This window comes from Pseudomonas sp. JV245A, from assembly GCF_032424515.1.
Lineage (GTDB): Bacteria > Pseudomonadota > Gammaproteobacteria > Pseudomonadales > Pseudomonadaceae > Aquipseudomonas > Aquipseudomonas protegens.
The window spans coordinates 1-24180 of sequence record NZ_VYKE01000023.1 but is presented as its reverse complement, the minus strand read 5'-3'; the positions used below and the strand labels follow the sequence as shown (position 1 = coordinate 24180).

Genomic DNA, 24180 nt, shown 5'->3' with positions numbered 1-24180 from the left:
TGCTGCCTAAACCGGCATATCCGCTTTATACTCCTGAACTTATCCTCAGGGCATAGCCCCACGAGAGAACAATCGAAGGAGTTTCCTGCTATGCGCTGGAGCCGTTATCTAGTTCCACTATGTATGAGTGCCGGTGTGACGCTGGCTCCCCTGGTTGCCCAGGCGGCCGAAGATGATCCATGGGAAAGCATCAACCGTCCCATCTTCACCTTCAACGATACGCTGGATACTTATGCCCTGAAGCCTCTGGCGCAAGGCTATCAGGCCGTCACTCCGCAGTTTCTGGAAGATGGCATCCACAACATGTTTCGCAACATCGGTGATGTCGGCAACCTCGCCAATGACATCCTCCAGGCCAAACCTGGTGCTGCCGGTGTCGACACTGCGCGACTGTTGATGAACACCACCCTGGGCCTGGCGGGCTTTTTTGATGTCGGTACCAAGATGGGCCTGCAGCGCAATGACGAAGACTTCGGCCAGACCCTCGGTCATTGGGGCGTGGGCAGCGGTCCCTACGTGATGCTGCCGTTGCTGGGGCCAAGCACCCTGCGTGATGCGCCGGCCAAGTATGTCGACAGCTACACCGAACCCTACCGCTACATGAATGACATCCCCGCGCGCAACATCACCATGGGTGTGGATGTCGTCGATACCCGTGCCAGCCTGCTCTCGGCGGACAAGCTGATTCGCGGTGACAAATACACCTTCATTCGCAATGCCTACCTGCAGAATCGCGAATTCAAGATCAAGGACGGCAAGGTCGAAGACGACTTCTAGGCTCGACTGTCCTGCACAAACTGAAAAGGCGGCCTGATGGCCGCCTTTTTCATGGGTTGGAATCTTTACTTCATTTTAAGGATTGTAAGTCCAAGTTTCTGGCCACCACCTTCTTGTGGGTTGACCCATACCACTTCCGTCTCTGCTTCCAGCCCCCTGAGGGCTGCGTGCTCTGAGTCGATACGTACACTCAACTGATCGCCGACCTGGAACGAACGTGGTGCCTGCACCTGCATGCCGCTGCTGGAAAGATCGATGCAGACCGCTTCGATCACCTGCCCCTGATGGATCAGCGTGACCTCTGCATCCACCCGCATGCGGATGTAATCGCGCTTTTCGCTGTAGTCACGCTGGTTTTGGTTCATGGGTTCCATCCTGCGATTGAGTTGCGGTTTTAGCGGTTTTTATAACTCCCGGTGATTTGCGGTGTAAAGACGTCAGGCGACCATCGGCATGAGCTTGAAACGCCCCGCGGATGGGAGTACCGTCTGCGCCTTAGAAGGGCACCTCTGATGGTCGGGCGTGCAGGGCTCAAGGTCCTGGCCGGGCTTGCAGAGTGGCTAGAAAGCGAATCCAGTAGCGTGCCTCAAGCCCCAGGCCAGAGCACCTACGCCAACCTAATTCTGGCGCCGTTTGCCCACATGCAAAAAACCAGTGCCACGCTGCTGATAATCGATGACGACGAAGTAGTGCGCGCGAGCCTCGCGGCCTATTTGGAAGACAGTGGCTTCAGCGTACTGCAGGCCGCTAACGGCCAGCAGGGTCTTCAGGTATTCGAGCGCGACAACCCCGATCTGGTGATCTGCGATCTGCGCATGCCGCAGATGGGCGGTCTCGAGCTTATCCGTCGAGTGACCGAACTGTCCCCGCAAACCCCGGTGATCGTAGTTTCGGGTGCGGGCGTCATGAACGATGCGGTTGAAGCCCTGCGCCTGGGCGCGGCGGACTACCTGATCAAGCCGCTGGAAGATCTGGCCGTGCTCGAGCACTCGGTGCGCCGCGCCCTGGATCGTGCTCGCCTGTTGCTGGAAAACCAGCGTTACAGAGAGAAGCTTGAAGCCGCCAACCGCGAGCTCGAAGCCAGCCTCAATCTGCTCCAGGAAGATCAGAACGCCGGTCGACAGGTGCAGATGAACATGCTGCCGACCAGCCCCTGGTCGATTGACGAATTCAACTTTGCCCACCAGATCATCCCGTCGTTGTACCTGTCGGGTGATTTTGTCGACTATTTCCGTGTCGACGAGCGCCGGGTGGCCTTCTACCTGGCGGATGTTTCCGGTCATGGTGCGTCGTCGGCCTTTGTCACCGTGCTGTTGAAGTTCATGACCACCCGTTTGCTGTTCGAGTCCAAGCGCAATGGCACCTTGCCGGAGTTCAAGCCTTCGGAAGTGCTAGGCCATATCAACCGTGGCCTGATCAGTTGTAAGCTGGGCAAACACGTCACGATGGTCGGTGGAGTCATCGACGAGGAGACTGGCTTGTTGACCTATAGCATTGGCGGGCACTTGCCGTTGCCGGTGTTGTACACCCCCGACAGTGTGCGTTATCTGGAAGGGCGTGGTTTGCCGGTGGGCCTGTTCAACGAGGCCACCTACGAAGACCACATTCTGGAGCTGCCGCCGGTGTTCAGCCTGACGCTGATGTCCGATGGCATCCTGGACCTTTTGCCCGAGCCTACACTCAAAGAGAAAGAAGCAGCCTTGCCCGAACGGGTGAGGGCAGCGGGCGGCAGCCTGGATGGCTTGCGGCAAGTTTTTGGATTGGCCACGCTAGGGGAGATGCCGGATGATATCGCCCTGTTAGTGTTGAGCAGGAACCTTCAATGAGTACCGGTAGAATCCAGTTCGCCGAGCAGGATGGCACCTTCGTCCTGAAGTTCGTCGGTGAAGTGCGCCTGACCCTGTGTTCGGCGCTGGATGCGACTATTGAGCGGATTTTCACCGCGCTGAATTTTTCGGCGATCGTGATCGATCTGACAGAAACCCGCAGCATCGACAGCACCACCCTGGGCCTGCTGGCCAAGCTCTCGATCCTGTCTCGGCAGAAAGTCGGTCTGTTGCCCACCGTCGTCACCACCCACGAAGACATTACCAGGCTGTTGCAGTCCATGGGCTTCGATCAGGTGTTCAACATTGTCGATCGCCCGATTCCCTGTCCGGAATGCCTGACCGACCTGCCGTCCCAGGACCAGTCGGAAGAAGTGGTACGGGTCAAGGTCCTGGAGGCGCACAAGATCCTCATGGGCCTTAATGACTCCAACCGTGAAGCCTTTCACGATCTGGTGAATGCCCTGGAGCGTCACTGATCGACTGAAACGCTAGCGCACAAAAAAGGGCGAACCTGTGAGGGTTCGCCCTTTTTGCGTTGACGCGAAGCGATCAGAGCTTTGCAGCCAGCAGGGCTTCGAGCTTTTCCTGGTCGCGGGCGAACTGGCGGATGCCTTCAGCCAGCTTTTCGGTGGCCATGGCGTCTTCGTTGGAGGCCCAGCGGAACTGCGCTTCGTTCAGGCTCTGGCGAGCTTCACCAGTCTTGCCCGGGCTCAGCTTGCGTTCCAGCTTGCCGGTGTCGGCGGCCAGCTTCTCAATCAGGTCCGGGCTGATGGTCAGGCGATCGCAGCCTGCCAGTTGCTCGATCTGGTTGAGGTTGCGGAAGCTTGCCCCCATGACCACGGTCTTGTAGTCATTGGCCTTGTAGTAGTTGTAGATGCGGGTAACCGACTGCACGCCCGGATCGTCAGCGCCCTGATAGTCGTTGCCGGTAGCCTTCTTGTACCAGTCGTAGATCCGCCCTACGAATGGAGAAATCAGAAACACCCCGGCTTCGGCACAGGCCACGGCCTGGGCAAAGGAAAACAGCAGGGTGAGGTTGGTTTGGATGCCTTCGCGCTCCAGCTTTTCGGCGGCGCGGATGCCTTCCCAGGTAGAGGCGATCTTGATCAGCACCCGATCACGGCCGATGCCGGCCTTGTCATACAGCTCGATCAGCCGATGGGCGCGCTTGAGCATGGCTTCGGTATCGAACGACAGGCGGGCGTCCACCTCAGTGGAAATACGGCCCGGAATGACCTTGAGAATCTCCTGGCCGACAGCCACGCCGAAACGGTCGCTGGCCAGGCCGACATCGCCTTTGCAGTCGTTGACGCAGGCATTCAGCAGATCGGCATAACCCGGGATGGCCGCAGCCTTGAGCAGCAGCGAAGGGTTGGTGGTGGCATCCACCGGCTTGACCCGGGCGATGGCGTCGAAGTCACCGGTATCGGCCACTACGGTGGTGATTTTCTTCAGTTGTTCCAGCTTGGAAGTCATGAGCGTGCTCTGTCCTATGGGTCTGACGACATTACCCGAGCGCTGTCAGGCGCTCAAGGGCGCGGAATGCTAACTACGGCCCCAAAGTCCGTGACCTGAAAACAGTCGTTTGAATGCTGGGGCACTGTCCAGTAGATACGATGCCAAAAGCCCGGCCAGGTTCAACCCGGCCGACGCTTAACGTCCTTCCAGCAACTGTCCGGCCTGATCCAGCAGGGCCAGCGGATCCTGGGTCTTGTGGATATCCACCGACAACAGCTGGCGGAACTTGCGAGCACCGGGGAAGCCCGTGCCCAGCCCTAGGACATGGCGCGTGATGTGGTGCATGGCGCCACCGGCAGCCAGGTGCTCGGCAATATAGGGGCGCAACCGGGCCAGCGCCTCGGCCCGGGAAATCACCGGCTCAGTGCTGCCAAACAGCTGCTGGTCTACCTCGGCCAGCAGATAGGGGTTGTGATAGGCCTCACGGCCCAGCATCACCCCATCGAAAGTCTGCAGATGTTCATGACAGGCCTCGAGGGTCTTGATCCCACCGTTGAGGATGATTTCCAGCTGTGGGAAATCCGCCTTCAATTGCGCCGCCACGTCGTAGCGCAGCGGGGGAATGTCCCGGTTCTCCTTGGGCGAGAGGCCTTCGAGAATGGCGATTCGTGCGTGCACGGTAAAGCTGCTGCACCCGGCTTCCATGACCTGGCCGACGAAATCGCATAGCTCGGCATAACTATCGCGCCCGTTGATACCGATCCGATGCTTGACCGTCACGGGAATCGACACCGCATCGCGCATGGCTTTCACGCAATCGGCCACCAGCGCCGGATGGCCCATCAGGCAGGCACCGATCATGTTGTTCTGCACCCGGTCGCTGGGGCAACCGACGTTGAGGTTGACCTCATCGTAGCCATGCTCCTGGGCCATGCGCGCGCACGCCGCGAGATCCGCCGGCGTGCTGCCCCCCAGTTGCAACGCCAGAGGGTGCTCGGACGGGTGGTAGCGCAGGAAGCGCTCGTGATCACCATTGAGCAGTGCACCCGTGGTGACCATTTCGGTGTAGAGCAAGGTGTGTTTGGACAGTAGGCGCAGGAAGAATCGGCAGTGACGGTCCGTCCAATCCATCATCGGTGCAACGCTAAACCGCCGGGACAGCGTAGGGCTTGAGTTTACTGGGGCTGTAGCTGAATTCTGGACCATTTTGCTCTACGTGTTTAAGGCGTGTTTTGGGGCGTTTTCAGGCGTTTTTAAAGGCTCGGTGGTACGATGTACCACCCAAAAACTGACGCGTACCACTTTCCATATGGCGACTATCAGGGCAAGAAAACTGGCAGATGGGAGCGTGAGCTACACGGCTCAGATCCGCATCAAGCGCGACGGAGTGCAAGTTTACCAAGAGAGCCAGACCTTCGCCCGAAAACAGGCCCACAGGCCTGGGGGCGTAAGTGCGAGCTGGAACTGGATGGCCGCAGGATCTTCGACCATCTGAAGTGTTGGCTCAATGGCAGATGCTACGAAGTGCCGATATCTATGGATGGTTTGGCCAACATCACTGGGGCCAGTGTGTATCTGCAATTGGGGGAGTAGCATGCAGGCCCGTACCCTAATCCTGAACAAACTATTCAGCCGTAAGTAATAAGACAACGGTTGTCACGCTGGTTTCATCCTCTATATGACCGAAGCGGTCCAGGGGCAAGAGCGTATCAAGTAGTTTGACGCTGTGCTGAAGAGCTCGAAAGGCTCTGGCAACTTCCGCAACCTATTTGTCTATGCGCCCTCCAAGAAGAAAGACGTTATCCAGCTGATGCCTGTCAGCGAGGTGGCGGCTAGGTACGAGTTCAGCTCGATCAAGAGCATCAGTTGTGATGACTTGCTTGAGGCCTTGAGTATCGCACCGCAGTTAATGGGCATCGTGCAGCTGAGTGGTTTTGAGTCGTGGGGGGAGGTGCTGTAATTTAGGTAGTGAACGAGCCTGAGCTGTTATAGGTGGGCCCGCGTAGTAAATGAGGTGATGAGTTACTGCATCACATCAGCCCGACGCTGAATCACTCCGAATACTTAGCTTACGATTTTATATTTTTCTCTGTAGCTCTCTATAAGGCGGCTTAAGTTAGCAGGCTTTCCTAGAGTGATCTTAAAATTTGAGCTGGAGATTCAGAAAGCTGTACGGCAAGCGCAGTGGTCTCGAGAGAAGTCGAAAAGCAGGCTAATGATGTGAGTAACTCTGAGCAGTTGATAATTCAATTGCTCAGAGCATATAAGTTTTAGTTCGGACTGCGAAGGCACTCGATATAATTCATATCGAACCCGCGCGAGGGAAGGATGCTTTCAATACGCAGGCCCGCTTGAGAACATAGTGATTGAAAATCTTTGGTGCTTCTTACTTGCCCGGGCGTCCATACTCGTTGTTCAAAGTTTCGTGTATGAATGAATTCGGGGTTGTCGAACGAGTCGGAAAACTCTCGATCCAGCAGTCCTTCAATAATTACCAGGCGAGAGTCAAGACGCATCGCCTTTGCAATGGAAGTCAATATCTGAATGACGTTGGAGTTGTCCCAGTCATGCAATACGTGCTTGATAGTATAAACATCATGTCCGGGTGGAATCGCGCCGAAAATATTGGTTCCAATGAATTGGCAGTTTTCTAATTCGAGCGACTGAATGTGTCGATCGGCATTGATTTTATTTGATGGCTGATCGCAGATAATACACGATAATTTTTCGTATTTTGACGCCAGCGCGCATGCAAGGCTACCCGTGCCGCCCGCTACATCAACTAGGCTTTTTGCGTCTCCAATAATCAACTCTTCGACAATGTCCGGTATAAGCGATTGATTAGTCACGCCGTGCATGAACTCCACAAAGACCTTGCTGGCTTCGGGGTTTTTGTTGTAGTAATCCCATATTGTATCTTTATGAGCTAGTTTGAATGCATTGTCACCCGTCAGAAAGTGCTCTTCAAGTTTAATGGTTGCTGGGGCTAACTGCGCTCCCCATACTAGCAGATAAGGCCTGAACCATGATTTTGAAGCTTTCGTGAGTTGTAACCCTTTTCTGGCTATTAAATATTTTTCATCCTTTTTACGGATGAACTTGAGCTTCGTGGCAAGCAACAGCAGGTCATTGAGAATGTCCGATTTGGCTTTGCTAAGTTGATTCAATTCGTCGAGAGTTTTTGGGCCGGCAATTAAAAATTCGAAAATCTCGATTTTTGTCAAAAAATACAACGCATGTGCGGCATAGGATGCCTGAATCAACTCAAAGCAATTCAGCTCGTTTAGCACGGATTTTGCCATTAGGCTGTCTCCTGACTTCCGGGTTGTCATCGAAAATAAAAACTATGGAACAGCAGAATCATTCCTCTGGAATGGGCATGATATCTGCCGATCCAGACAGCTTGCAAGGCAAGTGTGGCCGGCATACTACGGGATTTTTCAAAAAAACCACATGACCTGCGCATATTAAATAACATATCGCTTGACTAACCCTTTCCGGCTGTCCCTAAGGCTCTAACTCATGAGAGGGTGGAGCTCCCTTGAAAGCTACAAGGAGTTACTCCGAAGCCTGGGGTGCTGTGCACCAAGACAGGCAGGAGCTGGGTTAGGCAGCGATTTGCTTGCTTATAGCCGAATCGTTAATACGACGAGCACCTCAGATGTTTCTGGATGAGTGCTCCCATGCTTCCACCGGGACGAGGCGTTAAATCGATGTATTCAGCAGGAGCGAGAAGAGGATGTTCAGATTTACAAGGTGCGCAAGGTTTAATAGCCATTCCTGAATGAAGAATTGTTGGTCGCATACAGCACGATAGAGCGAATGTTACGGAGGTTGGGCCAGATGTGCGCCATGTATAGCGAGAGTGCCAAAACGACTAATAGCGTTGAGTCTGCCACTGCACTTGCTGGAAGGAGTCTATTTGTCTGTTTCGCCCCATGCAGCCCCTTGGGGTGGAAGTTGACTAACTTCAGTGATATCAAAAACGTTATCGTTATTATTGGCGTCCCCTATGAATCATAGGTTACGCTCTACACAATTGACTTGCAGGTGGGCTGGGCAATGAAGTAAGCGAGCTCCGTATCTATGCGGCCGCAGATCCAACTTTTAAGAAAATAGAGATCCTTAGTGTCAGGGGCGGCAGCAGGGCCTGATCAAGGCTAACGTCTACTAGGTCAGGTCTGTCTGCAAGCCACTGGCGTCGGTCAGCAGCTAGTCGGGACAACTCCAACCTATTCGTTCTGGCCACTGCTGTAATTGCTGATAAGTTGCGCTCGAAGTCAGTATGGAACTTGCTCGTAAAGGCCGGCCATACAAATGTAAGGATCGCAACACCGAATTAACCGAAGACTATGACGGCAATGTCACTATGGTGAGGGGCCTCAATGATCTGTTCATTCCGATTATCCGGGCGTGCGAATGCCCATTATTTCAGGGAGTCAGAAGCGAGTGCTGATAATCAGTTGCTCGATCTTGGAGCCCCGAAGAGATCGAAATAATGATTGTTGATGCTGACGTGCTACATGGCGTATTCGGAGCCGTGATTTGTTTCACCGTAGAGATCGGCGTGCTTCACCTCCTGGCGCGCACCGCCTGCCTGTGGGTCAAAAGGATCTCTTTTTCTGCCCCCTGCAACCCAGTTAAGTCGGAACCGGCCTGCGGGCTTTTGAGTTACTCTGAGGTGGGAGAAGCCTGGGGAACCCCGCGAAAGTAGGAGCGTTTTAGCGTTTGCTGATAGGAGTATAGCCAGCCGAGTCTGAGAAGAGCTTCGGGAAAAGGATTAGTTTTTTATGAGGCCATTGAAAAAGGGGGAGGGACTGGGCTTGAGACCTAACTTTCAGGAGGGTAGTTAAAGCTAGATTGAAGGTGGTTTTTTTGTCAAATATTAAATTTAAAGAATTTTATAAGATTTAAAATTAACTTGCCAGCAGTTAATTTTTATCAGTGACCTGAAAGCCGTGCATTACAAGGCTTTCAGCGGTGTTAGTGAAAAACTAACCGTCCTAAACTTTTTCTGATTGGATAACATGAAGCTATGGGTGGAACTTTAGTGTTACATGCACTGAAGTCGCATACGGAGTCTCGCACTCCAACCTTCATCACCTTCATTGAGGCGCACTCATCCACTGAACATAAGATGTTGCTGTGTGCGGATGGTGTCGGGATTGGAGCAAAGTAGGCGACAGGTTCAAGTGCCATAGCAGCTGAACCTGGCGGAGGGGGCTCAGGGAGTGACGGTGAAGTAACGCCCATGGCCATCGTTACCGCAGTAACTGGTTGAGACGGCCTGTGTTTCTTTTAGGACGCCCGTACCGCTGAGTTTGACTAGGTTGATGGCGCACTTGGAGGACAAGGCGCTCTGCTTGCTAAATTCGAGACTCGCCTCGTAATCCTTCCCGGCCTTTGGGACGAACTGAATGGTGGGGGGATAACAGTGGCCGTTATCGGTTTTGTAGTTAATGTCGATCAACACTGGCTGGTTTGCGGGAATTACAAATTCGTCGTAGCCCAGTCTGTCGAATTTAACGGCTTCTGTATGTGCGGTGGTGGGTATGCCAATTACGCGGTTCTGGTAGTCTTCAATCTTCATTCCTAGCACATCGGAGTCGCGCCAAAGGATGTAGCGCTGTTTTGGATCATGGTGACGTGTAGCGATACTTCCCTGCAAGCGACCATTTTCGGGATGGTTGTAATAGGCTTCGCAGGTTTTTCCGGGGATGTAGGAGGCCGGTTTTTCCGGTGCGGAGAAGATACGGATACGAGCACTGTTAGTGGGGTCGTACTTAGCCGCTTCGGTATCGTTGCGTAAATTAGTCTTTTCATAGCTGCAGCCGGTCAGTAATAGAGCACCTGCTGTGAGTAAAAACCACTTCATGATAAAACACGCTCCTTGTTGTGAATGCCAGTTTTGCCTGATGTGAAAGGGCATAAATTTACCTGGGGGGAGTTCTTCCTCTGATTTAGAGAGTTATTACTTTGGCGTCCGTAGTTTAAGCTCGGTACGTATATTGCTTAGTGAAGGTATTTTGCCATGAGATGTGGAGGGGGAATAGCAGTAAACAGAAGTGCCAGCAGCGTGTAACCTAATTAGATTTACGTGCAGTGGTAAGAAAGTGGTACGTGAGGCGTGCGGATTCTTTCTAGGTCTTTCAAAATAAGAGCCTTAGAAATAAACGGTCCAATCCATTATTGGTGCCACGGAAAAGCGCCGGGAAGGTTCTGAACGGGAAGGGCTTGAAGCGGTAAAGGGCATGGGATGTTTGTCGCTTTGCGGGGCAACCGCCTGTGGTCATGGCGGTTGTCGGGGTGACGAATTGGCGCAGTTTATCAGGAAGTACCACGCCGACGTTGTGCTCTGAGCCATTGCCGGACTAGCGAGGTTGTCCGAGTATCCGTCCCAGCTGCGCCAGCCAGTGGTAGCCCACCACGAAACTGAATCGTAGCCAGACACCCGCGCAGATGCTCCAGGAGAGGACCCGGGGATAGTCCTCACGAAAAAACTTGCCATAGAAGCGGATCATGCCCCGGTGCTTGTGCCATTCGACGAACACCGGGCGGGTGCGGCTGCAGGCGCCCCAGGCGTGAAAGATCCTGGCCTGGGGTACGAAGCAGACTTTCCAGCCTTCCTGGCGAAAGCGCATGCACAGGTCCAGGTCCTCGCAGTGCAGGAAGTAGCCTTCGTCCCAGCCGCCGACGCTGTCCAGGGCTTCGCGCTTGACCAGCATGCAGGCGCCGGAAATGGCTTCTACCTGCGTCGGACGGCTGGGCAGGGGCTCGCGGTGCAGAAGAAAGTCGGAGAACAGTCGCGGCGAGAGCCAGGCCAGGCCCGACAGGTTGAGGGCGCGTACTATTGCCCGCCGTGGAGTGGGGAAGACCCGACGTCCACCGGGCTGTTCGCTGCCGTCGAAGTTGCACAACAGGCCACCTGCCATGCCCAGATCGTGGGTGTGGCGCAGGGCGTCGATCATTCCTTGCAAGGCGCCCGGTTGCAATACGGTGTCGGGGTTGAGGAACAGGATGTGTGGCTGCTCGCAGTGACTGGCGCCTAGGTTGCAGGCCGCGGCGAAGCCGGTGTTGCTTGGGTTGCGCAGGATGAGCAGGCGTTCATCGGCGGCGAACCGGGTGGCAACCTGTTCCAGGCTGCCGTCATGGGAGGCATTGTCCACCAGCACCAGCCGGTTGATGTCCTGGGCCAGCACCGAGATCACGCAGTCCTCCAGCAGAAGGCCGGCGTTGTAGTTGACCACCACCACATCACAGGAACGCGGCATGGGCCCCCTCGAAGCGTTTTGCCCAGGAGTTGGCTTCGCGGAACTTCAGGGTCTCCGCCAGGGGCTCGGTAAACGTCAGCGCCTGGTGGATCACTCGGGAGATGTCGTCGAGGCTGTCGCTGAGAAACACTCCCGGAAGGTGGCGCCTGGTGCCCATTTCGCCGAATGCGGTGCTGACCACTGGCAAGCCCAGGGCCCGGTACTCGTAGTATTTGATCGGGTCGACGTAGCGGGTGATGTCGTTGCACTTGAACGGGATCAGGCCGACATCGAACTCGGCCATGGCTTGCAGCGCGGCCTCGTGGGACAGCGCCGGCAAGCACCGGATATTGTCCGGCAGTGCCCTGGGCGAAGGTCCGTGCTGGGGGCCGATCAGGCGTACCTCGGCCCCGGGAAAGGCCACGGCCAGGGCAAGCACGAATTCCCAGTCGAACCACTTGGCGAGGGTGCCGATGTAGCCGAACACCGGGCGTGTTCCATGTGCTGCGCGCCGGGACAGGGGCAGGGCGGGCAGGCGTTCGCTGGCGCAACCATTGAGCAGCAGCCGGGTATCGACCTGTTGCCGTTGCCAGTAGCGCTGCAAAGTCGTGCAAGAGGCCAGGGCGGTGACCACAGCCCGGGCGGTCTGGTGCTGGCGCCGGTGCATGGCACGGCGCGACCAGCCGCGATAGAACGCCGGTACGTTGTCCATGACGTCATAGAAACTGCCGGCGAAGATCGGTTCCTGCAGCAGTTGCAGGGCCAGCCTCGAGGGTTTGCCGATGCCGAGCTGGGTCGGTGCCTGGGCAAAATGGCGGATCTGTTGCTTGAGCTCCTGCCAGAACAGGCGATTGACCCAGCCCGAGCCGGGCAGGGGCTCTATGGGCAGGGCCCGGGGCCTGGCCAGGGTCAGCCAGTCCGGCACGGGGACGGTCGGGCCCTGGTATGGCGGGCGGGTTAGCAAGTCGGCCAGTACCGGCAAGCGCGTGGGATAGGGTTCGACCCACAGCACGGGGGCCTGGGTGGCCGCATGGAACTGGCGCACCAGTTCATGGGGGCGTTGCGCGAAGCTGTGCCAGCTGACCGGTGACAGATAGACCAGCCTCATGATGGCTCCCTGGCGGTGTGGGGAGTCCAGGGTCGGCCCCATTTCGCCTCGTACAGGGCCTTGTTGCGCTCAAACAGTTGTTGGCGCTGGCTGCCGGGCATCTGGCTGAACGAGGCAGAAAGATGGTGATGAATGAACACGTCTTCGGCAAAGGCGCAGGACAGCCCTGCTTGTTCGACTCGGCGGCAATAGTCGTCGTCTTCGAAAAAGCCCAGACCGAAGGCTTCATCCAGGGGCCCGACGCGCTCATAGGTCGACCTGGGCATCATGACCGCGAAGAAACCGAGGGTGGCGCAGGGCACCACCTGGCCGACATGGCGCCAGGTGTACCGGCGAGCGCGGCCAGGCATCTCCTCGAGGCTGCGGTAGCTGATCTCGATCTTCGCTTCGTTGCCGATGTTGTTGGTTACCGGCCCGATCAGGCCGAGCCCCGGGTTGCGTTGCAGGTGGCGGCGCAGGGTCTGCGCCCAGCCAGTGGTGACCTCGGTGTCGTTGTTGAGCAAGACTAGGAACTCGCCCCGAGCCCGGGCCAGGCCCTGATTGTTGGCCGCGGAGAAACCCAGGTTGCCGGGGTTGAGGATGAGCGAGTGAGCGCTGTCGCTGGCCCACTGCCGAAGGAACTCGACGCTGCCGTCGGTGGAGGCATTGTCGACGACAATGATCTCCAGATTGCGGCCCAGAGCATCGGCGGCCAGGCTGGCCAGGCAGGCGCGGGTAAATGCCAGGTTGTTGTAGGTCACTACTATCACGCTGATCAGGGGCCCGGTTTGCTCGCCTTCCACCAGGGCCTTCAACTGTTCTACCCGGTGCTCCCAAGTCTGTTGTGCGGCGAATTCCTGGCGCTGGCGGGAAGTGCTGTCGCAGGCAGGTTCCTGCAACGCCTGGGCGATGGCTTCGATAAAGGAGGGGGTATCCCTGGCAATGGATACCTGCTGGCCGAACTCCTGCAGCTCGGGCAGATCCACCGCCACCACCGGCTTGCCGGCACTCAGGTATTCGTAGACCTTGACCGGGTTGGTGGCCAGGGTCAGTGCCTCGATGCGAAACGGCAGGATGCAGACATCGAAGGCCTGCAGGTAGGCGGACAGCTGTGCGTAGGGGATTTCACCGGCCAGCCTGACGTTGGCATGGCGCTGCAGGCGCGCACCAACCCGCCCGGTATCTGCGCCTATCAGCAGGATCGTGCAGTGCCTGAAGGCTTCGGCGATAGCGGCCAGCAGATCCACATCAAACCACTGGGCGAGCGCGCCGTAGTAGCCGATCACGGGACGGCCTTGCGGGTCTTGATAACACTGGGCCGGGGGCTTGGAAAAATAGGTGAAGTCGGCGGCATTGCGCAATACGGCGCGTTGCCCGGTGCTTGCAGGCGGGCAGTGCCGACTCCAGTGGCGTTCCAGCCACGCCGAGGCAAACAGCGTGATATCGGCCTCGCGCAGCAGCTCATGCTCCAGTTGCAGCAGGTCCGGGGCGTTGTTGCCGAAGCCCTGATGGTCGTCCATGCAGTCATAGACCAGGCGGCTGGCCGGCAGCGCCCCGGCCACGGGGGCCCAGAACGGGTGCTGGACCAGGGAGATCACCTGGCTCGAATGGGCCCAGCTCAATAACTCGCCGATGCTGCGACGCAACTGCTGGACCACGGCCTCTTGCGGGGCAGCGTGGTAGAGGAGCGGGGCTGCGCGTGCAAACAGCCGCACTTCGAACAGCCGCCCTCGGTCATCCAGCGGGCGCAAGGTAAAACCGTCGCGAGCGTCGTCCTCCAGGCTGGCCGAGACATAGAAAACCCGGCGTCCGCTGGTGCTCAAGCCGCGGGCCAGGTGCTGGGGACGCTGCTGGCGGAAATCCCAGTCGATGGCACCCCAGACCACGTAATCCGGCCATTGCGGGTCGGCCGCCGGTAGCACGCTACAAGCGGGTACGAAACTCTTGGCGGCCCGCTGATGCCGACGCAGGGCCCGCCAGCCAGGTCCCAGCGCGCCGTGATACAGGCGCTGGAGCAAGGCTTTCAGCAGGTAAGGCAGCGGCAGGCGGTGATAGAGGCGACGCCAGCGCTGGAACAGGGCGGTGCTCATTGCCGCGTTCCGGATACTGAGCGAGTCAAAGCACGGACTCCGACTGTTTCGGGGTCGCGGCAACGATCACGAAATCGCTGTTCAGGGTGCCCGACTCGATCAGCCCGTCTTCGATGTCGAACAGCATCCGCAGCACCCGCATCGCCTGGGGATCATCGGCCTTGAAATTGCCGGCGATGCCATGCAGCAGAAATTGCAGCAGGGTGCCGCCGCAGGTGTTGAGGGCCTGGATCTGGAAGTGCTGTTCCACCACCTTGAGGATGTCCTGGGAGCGCACCGCCTCGGACGGATCAACCTTCACCACCTCTTGTGGATCAGGGAGCGGTACGTTGTTCTGCACCTGACCGTAGGAACCCTGGACGAAAGAGCGGCGCATGGCCGGGGGAATCAGGGCGAAGGCATGGCTGATGGCTGCGCACTGGGCCTGGTCAAAGGCAAAGTGATTGGCGCCGACATACTCGTTGAAGAACAGCCAGCCGTCCGCCTTCAAGGCCTGGCGGACATTGGCGCAGACCTTTTCCAATTGGCGAATGTGATGCAGTGAACCGTTGAACCAGACGGCGTCGTAATGAGCGCTGGGCAGTTGCACCCGCTCGACGTCGGTGAGGCTGTAGTGCAGGGTCCGGGTCCCCAGCGCCGCCGCTTCTGCCCGGGCGGTGTCCAGCGCCGCCGGGGCGATATCCACGGCGTCGCAGTCCTGGAAGGCCTGGAGTTTGTAGAGCTCGCGTTCCAGGGTACCGGTGCCGCAGCCGATGCTCAGCATACGCGGCACCGGTAACCGGCCCGCCAGAAAGGTGTTCAGGCAATAGGGTACCCAGTGAGCATGACCGCTGCCGGCCGTGGCCTTTTGCTGATGGCGTTGTTGCACCGCAGGCACTGCCAGCCAGTAGACATCCGCAGAAAACGCATCCGAGCCGGCCTGGTTCTGTGACCAGTGCTCGGCGGTCTGCGCCTTGCGCTGCTCCTCGCTCATGTCGTCCGGGGGAACATGGGCTGCGACTGCCCGACCACTGAGCTGTTGAATTATTTTTTTCAGCACGTTCGGCATCTTCCTTGTGGGTGTATCGGGCTGCAGATTCAGTCGGTGAGCTTCATTCCCGTGGCGTAGGCGTTCGCTCTGCGGCGTGCTTGACGATGGGGTTGCCAGGGCCCCCACTTGCTTTCGAAGTAGGCCTGGTTCTTGTCCCATAACCGCTGGTATTCGCCGCTGGCGATAAGGGCCTTGAACGAGGCCTGGCCGTAGTGGTGGATGTAGCTGTCCTCGGCGCATACGGTGCGCAAGCCGGCGGCCTGGACTCGCCGGCTGTAGTCGTCGTCTTCGAACATGCCGATGCCAAAGGCTTCATCCAGCCAGCCCACCTGATCCAGCACTTCGCGGCGCATCGCTACGCAAAACATAGCCAGCATCGGGATGTCGAAGCAGCGCCCGCGGTACTGGCTGGCGCGCCGGTCGGCGAAGTCCTCCATGTCGTCGAGGTCCTGGTAGTCGATGCTGACCCGGGCCTCGTTGCCCACCGCATTGGTGGTCGGCCCCACCAACCCCACCTCCGGGTCGTCGAGGTGGCGCAGCAGGGGCGCGAGCCAGCCCCTGGGCACCACGGTGTCGTTGTTGAGCAGGACCAGGTAGTGGCCCTGCGCAAGGCGCAGGCCCTGGTTGTTGGCGGCGGCGAAACCCAGGTTCTGTTCGTTGAGCACGATGCTCACATTGGGTTCGCTGCGGGCCAGGTAGCGCAGGTAGTTGCGGGTGGAATCCCGCGAGGCGTTGTCGACGATGATCAGTTGCAGGTTCGGGTAGGCGCAATTGCGCAGCAGGCTGTCGATGCAGCCGCGGGTCAGCTGCACATTGTTGTAGGTGACGATGATTACCGAGACCTTCGGAAACAGTTCGACCAGCGCATCGCGCGTGTCTTCGAAGCGTTGCCGCCAATCGTTTTCCCTGGCCAGTGCCAGCCGTTGGTTCCAGCGCTGCAGATCGGTTTCCCCGAGGGCTCTTTCGATCTGCGTGACAAAGGCAGACGGCCCGTCGGCGAAATACAGGTAAGGCTCGTAGATCTGCATCTCCAGCAGCGGCACTGCGACCACGGGTTTGCCGGCGCTGATGAACTCGTAGAACTTCACCGGATCCACCGCGTGGGTCACGTTGTAGAGGCGAAAAGGAATGATGCAGACATCGAAGTGGTACAGGTATTGCGGCATCTGCGAGTAAGGCTTGCGGCCCAGCAGGTGCACATTGGGCAGGCGGTCGAGGCCGGCCAGGTCACGGACGAACACATCGCCAATGAGCACCAGATTCCACTCTGGTCGTTGCCGGGCAATGGCCGCCACCAGCTCAAAATCGACCCATTCGGCCAGGGCACCATAGAAGCCGATGATCGGGCCTTGAAGCTCCTCCAGCAGAGTATTGGGTGTACAGCATCGGGCAAAGAAGTCGAAGTCCACCCCGTTTCTAACCAACTGGCAGCGACGGCTGGTACTGGCCCATTTGTCGTACAGCACGGAGGCGGTGACGGTTACCAGATCAGCCTGCTTCACCAGTACCTGTTCCTGGTCCAGCAAGGGCTGACCGATGTTCGGGAAGTCCTGCCATTCGTCCATGCAGTCGTATTGCACGGGCCAGCCGTATGCCTTGCGCAGGTGCAGGGCCAGGCGCGTCCAATAGGGCAGGTGAACCACCGACACCGCCGTCTTGATCCGGTAGTCGCTCACCAGGGCCTGCAACGCCTCGGCATTGGCGCGCAGGTTGCCTTCGGTGATGCAGGTGGCGTAATAGTCCTGTCGTGCATGCCCGCGCAGGGTGACTTCGAAGACCCCGGGAGCGACTGGGTGCGCCGTATAGGGCCGTTCTGCCGCGGGTAGCGGCGAAAGGATTATGTAGAACACCCGATAACCCTGGATAGCGAACTGCGTCATCAGTTGCTGTGGTCGCTGGAACCTGGCGGACCAGTCGATATTGGCAAAGCACAGCAGGTCAAAATACTGACCAGCAGAGCCGGGTGCTGAGTCCTCCACGATATCGGGCTCCAAGGGGGTGGAAGCTGGCAGAGGCTGGACGAGAGAGGGCAGGTGAGTCGGGTACTCGCTCTCGTCGTTGATCACCCCGTGCCGCAGCAGTTGCATCAGCATGCGCAGGGGGCGGGTCAGGCGCCAGGAACGCGAGCGCCGCATATGTTCGATATGCGCCAGGGCGGCATTGCGCTGAAGGATGGCCTGTGCGTGCTCGAGCCGCAGCCGGGTCGACTCCTGCTCCTGCGAGTGGGACTTAGTCATGAGCGGGCTCATAGTTGTGCAGTGGGCTCTGGTCGCCACTGGGCCACATTGAGCTGAGGGAGCCGGGCCGGTAGAAGGTCACGGTCATGCTGCGCCGTGATGTCCGGCAATTGGCTACCACCTGCGTCACCGCATGCCAGGAGTTCTCGGCGCGTACCAGTACTGCCGATGTGCCCACCAGGGGCGGGATCACCGCGACCACATCCGTGGGGTCGGCAGAGCCCAGGATATTCAGGCAGCCACCGTCCTCGATGTTCCAGGAATCGTTGAAGTACAGGATATGGGTCACCAGCTTGTCGCCCAGGTCCGGGTGCGGGCCGAGGCAGGCCTGCGGCCCGTAGTGGAAGACATTGACCTCCATGGGAGCGTTTCTGAGGTCCATGTCGGTGAGCGTCGACAGCGCCAGGCGATAGTCCGGTGCGGTCAACTCGCTGGCCAGCCTGCGCCAGGCCGGGCTCAGGTGGTGCTCGTGGATAATGCGCCCGGTGCCCATTTCCACCAGTTGCCGCGCCTGGTACTCGTAGTCCTTTTCTCCGCCATAGCCGGACACCGTCTTGAAGGAGTCACGGGGATAGGTCGCTACCAGGGCCGCGGCGTCCGCGGGCGAATACAGTTCGGTGATCCGCCCCCAGCGAAAGGGCTGAGTGTGCAAGGGGGCTCTGGTCAGCATTGGCAGATTCAGCATCGTATTCATCTTCCCAATAAATGTTGCAGGCGGCGCCGCAGGGAGCGTAACGGCGCGGTGAGGCGATAGGAGTTGGAGCGATGGATTCGACCCAGCTCGGCATCGACCCGACTGGTGAGTTCCGTTTGGTGGCGGCGTAGTAGCGTCAACTGCTGTACCTGGATTTTCAGCGCATCCAGTTCGGCCTGTTTGCTCAGGATTGCCTCGCGACAGTCCGGGAGGGGGGCCTCCAGCAGGCCGGGCAGGGCTTGCCAGAAGCGGTTCAGCGCCTGGCTGGTGGGGCGCGGGCCCTGGGCGATCAGTTCGGCTACCCGGTCCCAATGGCGCTGCACTTGTTCTTGCGCGGCGATCACCTCGGGGCAGGGCCCCGTTTCGCTCAGGTGTTGCAGGAACCATTGGGGATCGATGGGCTGTTCGGCGGGCAGGGGGCGGATCCCGCGGTATGCGCGCAAGGCGGTGTACTTGCCCTGGTTCAGGTTGGCCGAACAGAAGGCCGGTACGCCGAAGGCCAGGGCGGTGATCGCCAGGTGATAGCTGTGGCCGATGACGCCCTGGGCCTGGGCCAGGATCTCCGCCAGTAGCAGTGGCTCTGGCCAGGCCGGCAGGCGCACGGCCCGTGGCAGGTCGGCCCCGAGAATCGACTCATGGTCCCCGAGCACCGGGCCGATGGGCAACAGCAGCAACTGCCACTGGCTGAACAGCGCGTTGTGGGTTTTCCATAGCTGGAGAAAGCTCTCCAGGCCGGCAATCGCATGCACCACCAGATAGGGCCCGGTCAGGCCGGCCTGGGCACAGAGTTGGCGATAGGCCGCCGAGGGTTGCTGCCGGTCGATCAGGCTGGGCAGGCCAAAGGCGGTATCCGGCAGTACCTCGACCTGGGCCTGCTCGCTCAGCGCGGACAGGGTGTTTGCAGACAGGGCATCGCGCACCCTGACGTGGGGGCTTTGCTCCAGGGTCAGCCTGACCAGCGGGGCCGCCCAGGATGGAATCGGGTTGCAGTGCATGCCGGGGGCGTTCCAGATCAGCGGCACATTGTGTTGCAGGGCCATCAGCGCAGGCGACAGCCAGTACCCGGTGGGGTGGTGGATCTGCGGGTCGGGCGGGTAGTAGTCGGCAGCGATGACCTTGTCGAAGCGAATGATGAAGCCGCCGCCGATCAGCACTGCGTCCAGGCTATCGATGAGCTGGGGTAGTTCACTGACCGAGGTGACGGGGTAGGGCCATTGCGGCGTGCTGCGCGAGTGATAGGAGAACGCGTGCAGGCGCACCTTGCCCAGGCGCGCCTGCAATGCTGCTTCGGCAATGAGGGGGAACAGCAGGTCGCCGTAGTTGGCTACATCGAAGGTACCGAAGATCGCGACTTGCCATTGCTTGTCGCTCATGAACGCTCCTCGACTGCCTGGGGCTGCTGCGATGGGCGGGTGACAGGTTCGATGTGCAAGTCGACGATTCCCAGGAAGTGCTTGTTGCCCGGCAAGGTGTCGAACGCCAGGATGGCCACCTGCTTTTCAATCAGGTGGGAGGTTTCTTCCGTTTCGCCATTCATCAGCTTGAGCGTGATGTGGTAGCGCCCGGCCGCCAGGTTGGCGGCGAATCGCAGGCACACCGAGGCGCTGCGCCAGCCTTGCCGGGACTCGCCGCATTGCAGGGCGACGTTGACCCCGCTGACCACCAGCAGCCGGGCTTCCTGGATGGTCAGGCTGATATTGGGGCGGGCAATGGCGTCGCTGACCTGGGCATCGATGGCGATTTCGATCATGTCGCCGTGGGCAAAGCTTGAGTACAGCGCCCCGGTATTGCTGAACACGGCTGAGGTGATCCGCCCTTCAGGGGTGCCGAAGGCCATGCCGTGCTTCGGGTTGAGCGGTGTCTTGGCGCTGACCTGGACGGCGCCCGCGCTGGCCCAGCGGCGCTGTTCGTCACGCATGTCCAGCAGGTACAGCTCGGCCATCGCCTCCGGTGCACCGCTGGCGCGGATTTCGCCGTCGCGCAGGTAGAGGGCACGGTTGCAGAAACGCTTGACCATGCTCATGTCATGGGACACGAACAGCAGGGTCGTGCCTTGTCGGGTCAGGCGCTCCAGGCGTTCCAGGCACTTGAACTGGAAGGAAGCATCGCCGACGGCCAGGGCTTCGTCGACGATCAGGATATCCGGCTCCACGCACACCGAAACAGCAAAGGCCAGGCGCACCAGCATGCCGCTGGAATAGGTCCTGGTGGGCTGGTCGATGAATTCGCCGATGTTGGCGAAGGCGGTGATTTCGTCGAAACGCGCCTCGATCTCCGCGCGTTTGAGGCCCAATACCGCACCGTTGAGGTAGACGTTCTCGCGGCCGCTGAACTCGGGATTGAACCCCGAGCCCAGCTCCAGCAGGGCGGCGATCCGCCCATGGCTGGTCACGCTGCCCGTGGAGGCGGTGCTGGTGCGGCAGATCAGTTGCAGCAAGGTCGACTTGCCGCTGCCGTTGCGGCCGATGATGCCCAGGGTTTCGCCCTTGCGCACTTCCAGCGCAACGTCCTTCAAGGCCCAGAATTCGCGATAGCGCTGCTTGCCGCGGGGCAGCAGCAGTTGCAGCAGGCGGTCGCGGGGCTGGTCGTAGATCGGGTAGCACTTGCCCAGGCCCTGGGCCTTGATCGCCAGTTCAGAGCACATCGGCGAACCCCGGGCGGGTTTTTTCGAACCACGCCCATCCCAGGAAGGCCACGCCGAGCGCGACGCTCAGCTCTATCAGCCACAGGCCGAGATCGGGCACCACGCCCCAGATCAGCACGTCGCGGGAGGACTCGATCACCAGGGTCAAGGGGTTCAGGTAGAGCCAGTGCCGGTAGGCCTCAGGCAGGGCGCTCAGCGGATAGAACACCGCCGACATCAGCAGCAGGGCCGACATCAGTACACCGATGACCTGGCCAACATCCCGCAGGTAGACCCCCAGGGAGGCGAGGACCCAGGACAGCCCGAGGGTGAACAGCACCAGGGGCAGCAGCACCAGGGGAAACAGCAGAGCGGTGGGCGGCGGCAGGCCGAAGGCCAGGAGGTGGAACAGCAGCCAGACGGCAAAGCTCACCAGCGTGTGGAACAGCACCGCCCCGAGCATCACGCAGGGCAGCATGTCCAGGGGGAACACCACCTTCTTCACATAGTTGACGTGGCTCAGGATCAGCCCGGGGGCTCGGGTGAGGCATTCGGAGAACAGGTTGAAGACCATCATCCCGGTGAACACCAGCAGGGCGAACTGGGTGTTCGAGTCGTTGTCGGTTCCCCAGCGCACCTTGAACACCACGCTGAACACGAAGGTGTACACCAGCAACATGAGCAAGGGGTTGAGAAAGGACCAGAGCAGGCCGGCAATCGAGCCGCGGTAGCGGCCTATTACTTCGCGTTCGATCAGTGCCCGCAGCAGTTCGCGATGACGCCAGGGCCTGAAGGTGAAACGCTGCAGCGTGGTACTTCCGGTCAACTCCCGCTCCTTGGGGCCAGCTTCCAGCACCACCCCATGCTCGACAAGGGCATGGGTGAACGGGTGGTGATTCGAAGCAAACGATTTTGTGAATTGTTTATAGACCCGAAATGCATGGAGTGAAGGTGCCGTTACAGCTTTTTTGATCAGCGGCGGGGGCAGTCGGATGAGTGGCAAAACAACCGCGAGGGTATTACCCGCTGCGGGTGCCTGGGCTCGGCGGTAAAGAGCGGGGTGGGGCTGGCGGGCAGGGACATGCACGGCGCCGGCCCGGGTATGGTTCAGTACTGGCGGACCGCCAGTTGCCGCGCCAGGGCCTGTGCCTGCTCGGCGGCCGCCTGTCGCGAGGCCTGGTCGATGTCCGGGCCGAGGATGGTCTTTTCCACGATCAGCGAGTGCTGGTTGGCAATCCCGATGAAATTCAGCCAGGCCTCTATATAGGGCTTCTGGAAATCGAATGCCGGCGCTGGTGTGCTGGAGCGGGAAGAAAAGTCCAGGCCCCGGGCGTAGGCCGCCACCGCCGTCTTGTTGCGCAGCAGGCCTTGCAGGCCGTTCTCGGGGTCGAAGCTGAAGAGGATGCCCTGGTGGGAAACCAGGTCGATGAAGTGCTTGAGCTTGTAGGGAATGCTGAAGTTCCACAGGGGTATGGAAAACACCAACAGGTCGGCCTGGTGCAGCGGCTCTGCCAGCGCCTGGAGCCGGGCCCAGGCCCGCTGTTCGGCATTGCCCAGGGGCTGGCCGGCCAGTCGCGCATATTTGGCGTCCATGGCCGTCTGATCGAGTTCCGGCAAATCGAGGCTCCACAGGTCCAGGGTGGTGACCTCGGTGTCCGGCCGTTGCTGTCTGTAGCTCTGGATGAAGCCGTGGGCGATTTCCAGGGAGGCGGAGCGGCGCAGGCGGGGCGAGCATTGAATGTGCAGGAGCCGGGTCATGGACGAATCTCTTGGGGTTGGGATGACCGTCATTGCAACATAGCTTGTTTTTAAATATAAATTGTCTATTCAAGTCTTATTGATTTCATTCTGAAATATGTTCGATACCCTGCTATTGCGCACCTTTGTTGCTGTTGTCGATGAACAAGGGTTCAGCCGTGCGGCCCTCAAGCTGCACCTGACCCAGTCCGCGGTCAGCGGCCACCTGCGGCGCCTGGAACAGCAGGTCGGCAAGCCGCTGCTCCAGCGCACCACCCGCTCGCAGCAGCTGACCGCCGATGGCGAGCGGTTGATGGCCTATGCCCGGGCGATCCTGGCGTTGAACCGCGACGCCTGGACCGAACTGACCCGGGTGCCGTTCCACGGGCGCGTGGGGGTGGGCCTGTCCGAGGATTTTGCCGACCCCCGGCTGCTGCGTGCGCTGCAGGACTTTGCCGGGCGCTACCCAGGTATCCGGCTCGATGTGCAGGTTGGCATTCCCGGTACGCTGCTGGATCTGCTGGCCCAGGGCAATTTGCAATTGGTGGTGGGCTCGCTGTGCGAAACTGCCGAGCCTGGCCGCCTGCTCTGGTCCGAACCGCTGGTCTGGGCCGGGCTGGTGCAACCTGCCGGGCTCTTGCCCGACCCCTTGCCCCTGGCGCTGTTTCCCGAGCCTTGCCCCTACCGGGCCGCGGCCCTGGGCCGGCTGGCCCAGGCCGGCATTCCCCAGCGCACGGTTATGCTTTGCAGCAGCAATTGGGCCCTGCGCGCCGCCGTGCTGTCCGGGTTCGCCATAGCACCCATGGCGGCCAGCCAGTTGGGGGCAGGGCTGTGTGCCCTGGGGGAGGAATACGGTTTGCCACCGTTGCCGGATGCGCAGTACCGTCTGTTCACCGCGCCCGAAGCGGACCAGACTGTGCTGGCGGCGCTTTCCGAGGTGTTTGTCGAATATTGCTCGAGCCGTCGATCGGCACTTTAAGCATTGCTCGCGGTGGCCGATAACCCCAGGGTGGAGCCGGGCCGTTCAAGGTTGCTGCCTGAGCTCCCGGCCCGGGTCAGCGGCCAGAAAACCTATACTGTGCAGGGCGCTGGCCGTTCAGCCAGTCTCGAAAACAACCAGGGACCCGCCCTGTAGCCCAGGCCACTCCCGTCAGGACGACCCTTTTGCCTGTTCCCATCTACGATCCTCATCATCCCCCTGGTGGAACCCTGAAGCGCTTGCCGCTGCTCAAGGCCGCGGTGGCCTTCATCGCAACCGTGTTTCTGTGCCTGTGCGGGCTGTTGTACCTGCAACTGGAACAGTCCTGGCGTCACGACCTGATGCAGGCGGAAGTCAATTCCACCAACCTGACCCGGGCCATCGCCCAG

Annotated in this window: 19 protein-coding genes and 3 pseudogenes; 7 read left to right on the top strand and 15 right to left on the bottom strand. The window is 59.5% G+C overall.

What is annotated here, in order from left to right:
* The first annotated feature begins 90 nt into the window (after nucleotides 1-90).
* Nucleotides 91-777 (top strand): VacJ family lipoprotein, encoded by a 687-nt coding sequence (locus F6S12_RS09665; RefSeq protein WP_011060290.1) that lies wholly within the window; start codon nucleotides 91-93, stop codon nucleotides 775-777.
* A 65-nt stretch (nucleotides 778-842) separates the two neighbouring features.
* On the opposite strand, the gene F6S12_RS09660 is transcribed toward F6S12_RS09665, so the two are convergent.
* Nucleotides 843-1142: a PilZ domain-containing protein gene (locus F6S12_RS09660; RefSeq protein WP_011060291.1), complete on the bottom strand. Its 300-nt coding sequence runs from the start codon at nucleotides 1140-1142 to the stop codon at nucleotides 843-845.
* Between the two features lie 276 nt (nucleotides 1143-1418).
* Between F6S12_RS09660 and rssB the strand changes: the two genes are divergently transcribed.
* Nucleotides 1419-2603, top strand: coding sequence for a two-component system response regulator RssB (rssB, locus tag F6S12_RS09655; protein WP_315868867.1), 1185 nt, complete (start codon nucleotides 1419-1421; stop codon nucleotides 2601-2603).
* Nucleotides 2600-3082, top strand: coding sequence for an anti-sigma factor antagonist RssC (gene rssC, locus F6S12_RS09650; RefSeq protein WP_003218919.1), 483 nt, complete (start codon nucleotides 2600-2602; stop codon nucleotides 3080-3082). The genes rssB and rssC overlap by 4 nt, the downstream gene beginning before the upstream one ends.
* Before the next feature lie 73 nt (nucleotides 3083-3155).
* On the opposite strand, the gene tal is transcribed toward rssC, so the two are convergent.
* Both tal and dusA read right to left on the bottom strand, forming a co-directional pair.
* Entirely contained in the window at nucleotides 3156-4082 is a 927-nt protein-coding gene (tal, locus tag F6S12_RS09645) for a transaldolase (RefSeq protein WP_011060293.1), read from the bottom strand.
* A gap of 177 nt (nucleotides 4083-4259) precedes the next feature.
* Entirely contained in the window at nucleotides 4260-5270 is a 1011-nt protein-coding gene (gene dusA, locus F6S12_RS09640) for a tRNA dihydrouridine(20/20a) synthase DusA (RefSeq protein WP_053157178.1), read from the bottom strand.
* 103 nt (nucleotides 5271-5373) lie between these two features.
* Here dusA and F6S12_RS09635 point away from each other — a divergent pair.
* Both F6S12_RS09635 and F6S12_RS33775 read left to right on the top strand, forming a co-directional pair.
* Nucleotides 5374-5534: pseudogene (locus tag F6S12_RS09635) on the top strand (site-specific integrase); the annotation flags it as partial.
* A gap of 175 nt (nucleotides 5535-5709) precedes the next feature.
* Nucleotides 5710-6006 (top strand): annotated as a pseudogene (locus tag F6S12_RS33775) (Presumed portal vertex protein); the annotation flags it as partial.
* Between the two features lie 328 nt (nucleotides 6007-6334).
* Here the strand turns inward: F6S12_RS33775 and F6S12_RS09625 are convergent.
* The 12 genes from F6S12_RS09625 to F6S12_RS09570 form a co-directional block, all read right to left on the bottom strand.
* Entirely contained in the window at nucleotides 6335-7366 is a 1032-nt protein-coding gene (locus tag F6S12_RS09625) for a methyltransferase (protein ID WP_125063429.1), read from the bottom strand.
* 1922 nt (nucleotides 7367-9288) lie between these two features.
* Nucleotides 9289-9939 carry a hypothetical protein gene (locus F6S12_RS09620; RefSeq protein WP_125063430.1) on the bottom strand — a complete coding sequence of 217 codons (651 nt, stop codon included), beginning with the start codon at nucleotides 9937-9939 and terminating at the stop codon, nucleotides 9289-9291.
* A 496-nt stretch (nucleotides 9940-10435) separates the two neighbouring features.
* Complete coding sequence (locus F6S12_RS09615) at nucleotides 10436-11335, bottom strand: glycosyltransferase family 2 protein (protein WP_194237329.1); 900 nt, start codon at nucleotides 11333-11335, stop codon at nucleotides 10436-10438.
* The gene (locus tag F6S12_RS09610) at nucleotides 11319-12422 is read right to left on the bottom strand and encodes a hypothetical protein (RefSeq protein WP_194237328.1); all 1104 of its coding nucleotides are present in this window, start codon (nucleotides 12420-12422) and stop codon (nucleotides 11319-11321) included. Before F6S12_RS09610 ends, F6S12_RS09615 begins: the two co-directional genes overlap by 17 nt.
* Complete coding sequence (locus F6S12_RS09605; RefSeq protein WP_315868863.1) at nucleotides 12419-14491, bottom strand: glycosyltransferase; 2073 nt, start codon at nucleotides 14489-14491, stop codon at nucleotides 12419-12421. The genes F6S12_RS09610 and F6S12_RS09605 overlap by 4 nt, the downstream gene beginning before the upstream one ends.
* A gap of 25 nt (nucleotides 14492-14516) precedes the next feature.
* Entirely contained in the window at nucleotides 14517-15539 is a 1023-nt protein-coding gene (locus tag F6S12_RS09600) for a class I SAM-dependent methyltransferase (protein WP_228102258.1), read from the bottom strand.
* 29 nt (nucleotides 15540-15568) lie between these two features.
* Nucleotides 15569-17758, bottom strand: coding sequence for a glycosyltransferase (locus tag F6S12_RS09595; RefSeq protein ID WP_152686070.1), 2190 nt, complete (start codon nucleotides 17756-17758; stop codon nucleotides 15569-15571).
* Entirely contained in the window at nucleotides 17751-18443 is a 693-nt protein-coding gene (locus tag F6S12_RS09590) for a 2OG-Fe(II) oxygenase family protein (protein WP_152686071.1), read from the bottom strand. The genes F6S12_RS09595 and F6S12_RS09590 overlap by 8 nt, the downstream gene beginning before the upstream one ends.
* A gap of 5 nt (nucleotides 18444-18448) precedes the next feature.
* On the bottom strand, nucleotides 18449-19825 hold the full coding sequence (locus F6S12_RS09585) for a polysaccharide pyruvyl transferase family protein (protein ID WP_194237326.1): 1377 nt from the start codon (nucleotides 19823-19825) through the stop codon (nucleotides 18449-18451).
* Nucleotides 19822-21096: an ABC transporter ATP-binding protein gene (locus F6S12_RS09580; protein WP_041116990.1), complete on the bottom strand. Its 1275-nt coding sequence runs from the start codon at nucleotides 21094-21096 to the stop codon at nucleotides 19822-19824. The genes F6S12_RS09585 and F6S12_RS09580 overlap by 4 nt, the downstream gene beginning before the upstream one ends.
* Entirely contained in the window at nucleotides 21086-21901 is an 816-nt protein-coding gene (locus tag F6S12_RS09575) for an ABC transporter permease (protein ID WP_011060351.1), read from the bottom strand. Before F6S12_RS09575 ends, F6S12_RS09580 begins: the two co-directional genes overlap by 11 nt.
* A 281-nt stretch (nucleotides 21902-22182) precedes the next feature.
* Nucleotides 22183-22833, bottom strand: a complete 651-nt coding sequence (locus F6S12_RS09570) for an FMN-dependent NADH-azoreductase (protein WP_152686072.1) — start codon at nucleotides 22831-22833, stop codon at nucleotides 22183-22185.
* Nucleotides 22834-22930: 97 nt separating this feature from the next.
* On the opposite strand from F6S12_RS09570, the gene F6S12_RS09565 reads away from it, so the two are divergent.
* Together F6S12_RS09565 and F6S12_RS09560 are read left to right on the top strand one after the other, a co-directional pair.
* A complete protein-coding gene (locus F6S12_RS09565) occupies nucleotides 22931-23791 on the top strand; it encodes a LysR family transcriptional regulator (RefSeq protein ID WP_194237324.1) in 861 nt (286 codons plus the stop codon).
* 185 nt (nucleotides 23792-23976) lie between these two features.
* Nucleotides 23977-24180: pseudogene (locus tag F6S12_RS09560) on the top strand (diguanylate cyclase); the annotation flags it as partial.

What these genes read in the sequence shown, in the direction of transcription:
- F6S12_RS09665 (WP_011060290.1), top strand. Translation starts at nt 91, where the DNA reads ATGCGCTGGAGCCGTTATCTAGTTCCACTATGTATGAGTGCCGGTGTG.
- F6S12_RS09660 (WP_011060291.1), bottom strand. Translation starts at nt 1,142, where the DNA reads ATGAACCAAAACCAGCGTGACTACAGCGAAAAGCGCGATTACATCCGC.
- rssB (WP_315868867.1), top strand. Translation starts at nt 1,419, where the DNA reads ATGCAAAAAACCAGTGCCACGCTGCTGATAATCGATGACGACGAAGTA.
- rssC (WP_003218919.1), top strand. Translation starts at nt 2,600, where the DNA reads ATGAGTACCGGTAGAATCCAGTTCGCCGAGCAGGATGGCACCTTCGTC.
- tal (WP_011060293.1), bottom strand. Translation starts at nt 4,082, where the DNA reads ATGACTTCCAAGCTGGAACAACTGAAGAAAATCACCACCGTAGTGGCC.
- dusA (WP_053157178.1), bottom strand. Translation starts at nt 5,270, where the DNA reads ATGGTCCAGAATTCAGCTACAGCCCCAGTAAACTCAAGCCCTACGCTG.
- F6S12_RS09625 (WP_125063429.1), bottom strand. Translation starts at nt 7,366, where the DNA reads ATGGCAAAATCCGTGCTAAACGAGCTGAATTGCTTTGAGTTGATTCAG.
- F6S12_RS09620 (WP_125063430.1), bottom strand. Translation starts at nt 9,939, where the DNA reads ATGAAGTGGTTTTTACTCACAGCAGGTGCTCTATTACTGACCGGCTGC.
- F6S12_RS09615 (WP_194237329.1), bottom strand. Translation starts at nt 11,335, where the DNA reads ATGCCGCGTTCCTGTGATGTGGTGGTGGTCAACTACAACGCCGGCCTT.
- F6S12_RS09610 (WP_194237328.1), bottom strand. Translation starts at nt 12,422, where the DNA reads ATGAGGCTGGTCTATCTGTCACCGGTCAGCTGGCACAGCTTCGCGCAA.
- F6S12_RS09605 (WP_315868863.1), bottom strand. Translation starts at nt 14,491, where the DNA reads ATGAGCACCGCCCTGTTCCAGCGCTGGCGTCGCCTCTATCACCGCCTG.
- F6S12_RS09600 (WP_228102258.1), bottom strand. Translation starts at nt 15,539, where the DNA reads ATGCCGAACGTGCTGAAAAAAATAATTCAACAGCTCAGTGGTCGGGCA.
- F6S12_RS09595 (WP_152686070.1), bottom strand. Translation starts at nt 17,758, where the DNA reads ATGACTAAGTCCCACTCGCAGGAGCAGGAGTCGACCCGGCTGCGGCTC.
- F6S12_RS09590 (WP_152686071.1), bottom strand. Translation starts at nt 18,443, where the DNA reads ATGCTGAATCTGCCAATGCTGACCAGAGCCCCCTTGCACACTCAGCCC.
- F6S12_RS09585 (WP_194237326.1), bottom strand. Translation starts at nt 19,825, where the DNA reads ATGAGCGACAAGCAATGGCAAGTCGCGATCTTCGGTACCTTCGATGTA.
- F6S12_RS09580 (WP_041116990.1), bottom strand. Translation starts at nt 21,096, where the DNA reads ATGTGCTCTGAACTGGCGATCAAGGCCCAGGGCCTGGGCAAGTGCTAC.
- F6S12_RS09570 (WP_152686072.1), bottom strand. Translation starts at nt 22,833, where the DNA reads ATGACCCGGCTCCTGCACATTCAATGCTCGCCCCGCCTGCGCCGCTCC.
- F6S12_RS09565 (WP_194237324.1), top strand. Translation starts at nt 22,931, where the DNA reads ATGTTCGATACCCTGCTATTGCGCACCTTTGTTGCTGTTGTCGATGAA.